This window comes from Streptomyces bohaiensis, assembly GCF_012033785.1.
Classification (GTDB): Bacteria; Actinomycetota; Actinomycetes; order Streptomycetales; family Streptomycetaceae; genus Streptomyces; species Streptomyces bohaiensis.
The window spans coordinates 1-6146 of record NZ_JAAVJC010000279.1; the positions used below are offsets into that span (position 1 = coordinate 1).

Annotated in this window: 4 protein-coding genes; 1 reads left to right on the forward strand and 3 read right to left on the reverse strand. The window is 73.8% G+C overall.

All coding sequences use genetic code 11. The features are described from left to right. Window positions 1-198: 198 nt before the first annotated feature. Entirely contained in the window at window positions 199-744 is a 546-nt protein-coding gene (locus HCN52_RS20785) for a MarR family winged helix-turn-helix transcriptional regulator (RefSeq protein ID WP_168089982.1), read from the reverse strand. Window positions 745-980: 236 nt separating this feature from the next. Between HCN52_RS20785 and HCN52_RS20790 the strand changes: the two genes are divergently transcribed. Beyond that, entirely contained in the window at window positions 981-2495 is a 1515-nt protein-coding gene (locus HCN52_RS20790; RefSeq protein WP_168089983.1) for an MFS transporter, read from the forward strand. 83 nt (window positions 2496-2578) lie between these two features. Here the strand turns inward: HCN52_RS20790 and HCN52_RS20795 are convergent, their stop codons facing one another. Further along, entirely contained in the window at window positions 2579-4333 is a 1755-nt protein-coding gene (locus tag HCN52_RS20795) for an ATP-binding SpoIIE family protein phosphatase (RefSeq protein ID WP_168089984.1), read from the reverse strand. Between the two features lie 91 nt (window positions 4334-4424). Next, complete coding sequence (locus tag HCN52_RS20800) at window positions 4425-5798, reverse strand: NAD(P)/FAD-dependent oxidoreductase (protein ID WP_312876808.1); 1374 nt, start codon at window positions 5796-5798, stop codon at window positions 4425-4427. Window positions 5799-6146: the final 348 nt, after the last annotated feature.

The window sequence follows — 6146 nt, forward strand, 5'->3', positions numbered from 1 at the left end:
ATGCGCGGACGCACGAGAAACAGGCCCGAAAGGGCAGATGCACCTAGGCAGTGGATGCCGCCTCCTGGGACGCTCAGCGTCACTTGGGGAACCGAACGGCTCCGTGGCAGCTCGGAGAACATTACGCAGCCACGTCTGGAGCGTCAAATCCAGGTGGCACACCGGTCGTACCGCCCCGACGAGCCGCGGGAAGGCGACTCAGTCCAGGTCGGTGAGTCGGCCGCCGGCGTCGGGCTGGGCGTCCTCGACGCGGCGCAGCAGCCGGGTCAGCAGCTCGCCGAGGACGCCGCGCTCCTGCGGGTCCAGGTCCTGCAGCAGCCCCTCCTCGAAGACGGAGGCGAGGCGCATCACCTCCAACCACTTCTGGTGGCCGGCGTCGGTGATGCCGACGATGACCCGCACCCGGTTGTCGGGGTCGCGTTCTCGGGTCACGAGGCCCGAGGCGAGCAACCGGTCGATGCGGTGGGTAATGGCCGCCGGGGTCAGCCCCAGCCGGTTGGAGAGGGTGCCCGGCCAGAGCTGGTAGGGGCTGCCGGCCATGACGAGTGCCTTGAGCACCTCCCATTCGCCCTGGCTGAGGTCGGCCGCGCCGAGGTGCCGGCTGTAGGCGACGCTCATCCGCCGGTCAAGGCGGGACAGGGCGTTGACCACCTTCTCCACCTGGGGGTCCAGCTCCTGGTACTCCCGGAGGTAGATGGCGATCTGCTCGTCGAGGGTCGGCTCGCGCCGACGCTGGGGAGGCATGGCGGGGAGTATCGCACGTCACTCCGTTGTTGTTCGATCCCGAACCCCTTGCCCCTGTAGTCTTTGACATCGAACTTTAGCTTCGAACTGTCATGGCCCTGAGAACGGCGCTCCCCGTCGGCTCGGGGCCCGCTCGCGTGGCCCGGTGCCGCGGCGGCTCCCTGCCGCTGCGCAGCACGCCGGCCCGGTGGGCGAGGGGAGGAGCAACCACGGACGACCAGAAAGGCGAGGGGACGGTGAACAAGCTGACCGGGACGGGATCGGCGCTGCGGCGCATCCAGATCGGTAACGCGCTCAGCGCGTTCGGCAACGGATTCACGGTGCCGTATCTGTTCATCTACGTGGCACGCGTGCGCGAGCTGGGCGATCTGGCAGCCGGGGTGACACTCGCGGCCTTCGCCGTCGCGGCGCTGCTGGTGCTGCCCTTCACCGGGCGGGCCATCGATCAGCGGGGACCGCTGCCGGTGGCGCTCGTGGGGGCGGCCGCGGCGTCGGCCGGTGCCCTGAGCTTCGGGTTCGCCGCGACGGCGCCGGCGGTGCTGGTCTCCGCCGGTGTGATGGGTGCGGGCCTCGCGATGCTCCAGCCGGCGCTGGCGACCATGATCGTCTGGTGCTCGACCCCGGCCGGCAGGTCCCGGGCGTTCGCGACGCAGTTCTTCCTCGCCAACCTGGGCCTGGGTCTGGGCGGGCTCACCGGCGGACTGGTCGTCGACGAGCACCGGGCCGGGAGTTTCGTCCTGCTCTTCACCACCGAGGCGGTCATGTTCCTGGTGCTGGCGGCGGTGGTCTCCACCGTGCGGCTGCCGCGCTCCGCGCCCGGTGCGGAGCCGCACCGGCCGGTCGCCGCCTCCCACCGGCCGGTACCGGGTCGGCGCGGGGTGCGGGGCGGCGCCTCGGCGCCGCCGGCCGAGGGGATGCGGGCCGTGGTCGCCGATCCGGCGATGCTGCTGCTCTGCGTGCTGGGCTTCGTGCTCTTCTTCGCCTGCTACGGCCAGTTCGAGGCCGGTCTCGCCGCCTACGCGGTCGAGGTGACCCGGGTCTCGCCGAGCACGCTCGGCATGGCGCTGGCCGCCAACACCGCGGCGATCGTGGTCACCCAGTACGCCGTGCTGCGGTTCGTCGAGGGCAAGCGACGCAGCCGGGTGATCGCCCTGGTCGGGGTGGTCTGGACGGTGGCCTGGCTGGCCGCCGCGGCGTCCGGGCTGCTGCCGGTGGCGCACGCGTTCGCGGTCGGGCTGCTGATCTCGACCTACGCGCTGTTCGGCGTGGGTGAGGCGATGCTGTCGCCGACGGTGGCGCCGCTGGTGGCAGACCTGGCGCCGGCACGGCTGATCGGCCGCTACAACGCGGCCTTCGCGCTGGTGAAGCAGTTGGCACTGGCGGTCGGCCCGGCGGTCGGGGGGCTGCTGGCCGCGGTGGGGGCGTACGTGCCGTACCTGGTGCTGGTGACCGGCTGCTCGCTGGGGATCTCGGTGCTGGCGCTGCGGCTCGGCCGACGGCTCACCCGCGACCAGGAGTACGGCACCGTCCCGACCACCGGGGCCGACTCCCCCGTGGAGGTGCCTTCCGCGGCCGCGGCGCCGGTGGAACCGGTGCCGGTGGCGGCCGTCGTCGCGGCCGGCGGGGCGGCGGGGTCGGTGGCCGGCGTGCCGGCTCGGGACGGCACGGGGGACGCGACGCCGGTCGCGTCCCCCGCGGTGGGGGCCCGCACCGACCGGGAGCCGGTCGGTTGCGGCAGCGCCGCCGGGTGACCTCGTGCGAAGGGCCCGGTCCCGTACCTGCGCGGTACGGGGCCGGGCCCTTCGGGGTCGTGGCCGGGACAGCGACCGACGGGTCAGGGGGCGGGGGCCGCGGGCAGCGTGAACTCGGCCCAGACCGACTTGCCGCCCTCCGGCAGCCGGCGGGTGCCCCAGTCACTGGCGACGGCGGCGACCAGGGCGATGCCGCGGCCCGTCTCGTCGCCCAGCTTCACCTGCTGGTGGCGCGGCAGGTGCTCGTCGCCGTCGGTGACCTCGATGATCAGGCGCCGGTCGGTGCGGCGCAGCCGCAGCCGCATCGGTGCCTTGCCGTGCACGACGGAGTTGGCGACCAGTTCGCTGGCCGTGAGCACCCCGAGGTCGCGGAGCTCGTCGGGGAACCGCCAGGAGGAGAGGACACCGCCCGCGAAGGCCCGGGCACGCGGGGTCGCCTCGATGCCGCCGTGCAGGTCGAGCGCGGCGGCGCGGAACAGGCCGGCGTCGGCGCCCTCGGGCTGCGGCCGGGTGAAGGCGAGGATGGCGACGTCGTCGTCGTGGCCGTCGGAGATCCCCAGTGCGCGCAGCAGCCGGTCGCAGAGGATCTGCGGGGAGTCCGCGGCGACGGCCAGTGCCTCCTCCATGGTGTCGAGTCCGGCGTCGATGTCGGCGTCGCGGCGTTCGACCAGCCCGTCAGTGCAGAGCACGGCGCTGCTGCCGGGCGGGAAGGGGATGGCGGCCGACTCGTGGACCCAGTCGCCGGTGCCGAGCGGCGGCCCGGTGGGGCCCGGGGTGCGATGGACGGTGCCGTCGGGGCGGCGGACCACGATGGGCAGATGGCCGGCGGAGGCGTAGGAGAGGGTGTCCTCGCTCGGGTCGTGGACCCCGTAGACGCAGGTGGCGATCTGGGTGGGGTCGATCTCCGAGGCCAGGCCGTCGAGCAGCTGCACCACTTCGTGGGGCGGCATGTCCAGCCGTGCGTAGGCGCGGACGGCGGTCCGCAGCTGGCCCATGACGGCCGCGGCGCGGACGCCCCGGCCCATGACGTCGCCGATGACGACGGCGGTGCGGCCGGCTCCCAGGGTGATGACGTCGTACCAGTCGCCGCCCACGGCGGTCTCGGTGCCTCCGGGACGGTAGGTCGCGGCGACCCGGAGTTCGTCCGGCTGCTCCAACTCCTGTGGCAGAAGGCTGCGTTGGAGGGTGACGGCGGTCTCGCGCTGCCGGCCCTCGCTCTCGCGGAGCCGTTCGGCGGAGGTGACCTGGTCGGTGACGTCGGCGGCGAAGACCAGGACGCCGCGGACCGGCGGGCCCTCGGGGGCGGAGAGCTCGACGGGGGTGCAGGTGAACGTGTGGAAGGAGTCGCGCCGCGCGCCCTGCACCCGGCGGGACTTGATGGTGCGGGAGGTGTTGCTGCGTCGCACCTGGTCCATGAGGGGGACCAGTCCGAGCTCCGCCAGCTCGGTGAGGGACTCCCGGGCAGGGCTGCCGGGGGTGCGGGGGCCGAACAGCGCGGCGTAGGCCTCGTTGACGTAGGCGACGCGGTGGTCGGCGCCGTGGACGAGGGCGACCGGGGCGGGCACCTGGCCGAGGAGTTCGTGCACCGCCGGACCGTGCACGAACTCGGCGTCGGTGGCGGCGTGGGGCGTGCCGGTGCCGTCGGGCGGGTCGTTGCCGTCGCTCTGTGCCACGTGGTGGTTCTCCTCGGCGGGTTCGGCGCCGGGCGCGGTCCGGGTCTCGTGGCGGCCGGGTCGGCCGTCGCGCGCGGCGGGGACCGGTTTGGCCGCGGTGATGGCGGCGGGTGCGGTGCGCCGCTGCGTGCCGGGCAACCGGATGCCCCAGCGGGTCAGTTTCACCTGGTCTCTCCCAGTAGCCCGGTCAACCTGCCGGGGTGGCGTGGCTAGGGTCTCGGGCGTCGCCGTCAGCGCGCGGGCCTCCGGTCCAAGACTACGGCCCTCCGGGGGTGCGGTCGCTGCCTGCCGCGGCCTCGAACTCGGCGCGGGGGTGCTCCATCGACCCCAGGGAGACGATCTCGCGTTTGAAGAGACCGGCCAGGGTCCACTCCGCGAGGACGCGTGCCTTGCGGTTGAGGGTGGGCACCCTGCTGAGGTGGTAGGTGCGGTGCATGAACCAGGCGGGGTACCCCTTGAGCCGCCGGCCGTACACCCGCGCGACGCCCTTGTGGAGGCCCAGGGAGGCGACGGATCCGGCGTAGCGGTGGCGGTAGGAGACCGGCTGGTGGCCCCGGAGCACGCGGGCGATGTTGTCGCCCAGAAGTCGCGCCTGCCGTACGGCGTGTTGCGCGTTGGGCGCGCAGAGCGCCGGGTTGCCGTCGGGCGCCGGGTCGTCGACGGAGAGGTCGGGCACGGCGGCGGCGTCACCGGCCGCCCAGACACGGTCGACGCCCGCCACCCGCAGCTGGGGGGTGCAGCGCATGCGGCCGCGCTCGTCGAGGGGGACGCCGCAGGCGGCGAGGACCGGGTTGGGTTTGACCCCGGCGGTCCACACCAGGGTGCGGGTGGGGTGGCGGGTGCCGTCGCTGAGGACCGCGACGCCGTCCTCGTAGGCGTCGAGCCGGGTGCTCAGCCGCACGTCCATGTTGCGGCCGCGCAGCTCGCGGACGGCGTACTCCCCCATGCGCAGGCCGACTTCGGGAAGGATGCGGTTGGTCGCCTCGACGAGGATCCATTTCTGCTCGTCGGCGCTGACGTTGGGGTAGTAGCGGCTCGCGTAGCGTGCCATGTCCTCCAGCTCCGCGACGGCCTCGACGCCGGCGTAGCCGCCTCCGACGAAGACGAAGGTGAGGGCGGCGTCGCGGACCTGGGGGTCGCGGGTGGAGGCGGCGATGTCGAGCTGCTCCAGGACGTGGTTGCGGAGGCCGATCGCCTCCTCGACGGTCTTGAAGCCGATGCCGTGCTCGGCGAGCCCGGGGACGGGGAGCGTCCGCGAGACGGAGCCGACCGCGAGGACGAGGTGGTCGTAGCGCACCGGTTCGGGCGCGGCGTCCGTCTGCTCCGCCGCCAGGGTGCGGATGTGCACGGTGCGGGTGGCGGGATCGGCGGAGACCAGCTCGCCGCCGAGGAAGCGGCAGCGCGGCAGGATCCGGCGCAGCGGCACGACGACATGGCGCGGGGAGATCGAGCCGGCGGCCGCCTCCGGCAGGAACGGCTGGTACGTCATGTACGGCTCGGGGGAGACCACCACGATCTCCACCGCCCCTCGCCGCAGCTCGCCACTGAGGCGGCTCTGGAGGCGCAGCGCGGTGTAGAGGCCGACGTATCCGCCGCCGGCCACGAGAATGCGGATGGGTTCCTTCGTCACTCGTCCATGAGGCACAGGGTCACCGGCGTTTGTCCACAGGTGCGGCGGGACGCTGGTCCGATAGGGGGCGACCCGGGCCGTATTCGCCCTCTTCTCACCGTCGGTGGCCTCAACTATGTTCGTACGTCGGAGGAGCGGCCGCGCCGCTCTCCGTCACAGGGTGGGGTGCCGTTCGGGGGGACGGCGCGGTTGCTGAACCGGGGGGGAGACAGGTATGCGTTTTCACGAAGCCCAGGAGCGGTCCGCGGGTGGGGTCGCGCGGCGCGGGCGGTCGGCCCGGGGGCCGGAGGGCAGGGACGACGGGGCGGCGTCCGCGGAGGGCGCGCGGGGCGGCCGCGGCGGTGGGGC

Bases quoted from the DNA above. Each gene is read 5' to 3' on its own strand.
- HCN52_RS20785 (WP_168089982.1), bottom strand. From the start codon at position 744: ATGCCTCCCCAGCGTCGGCGCGAGCCGACCCTCGACGAGCAGATCGCC.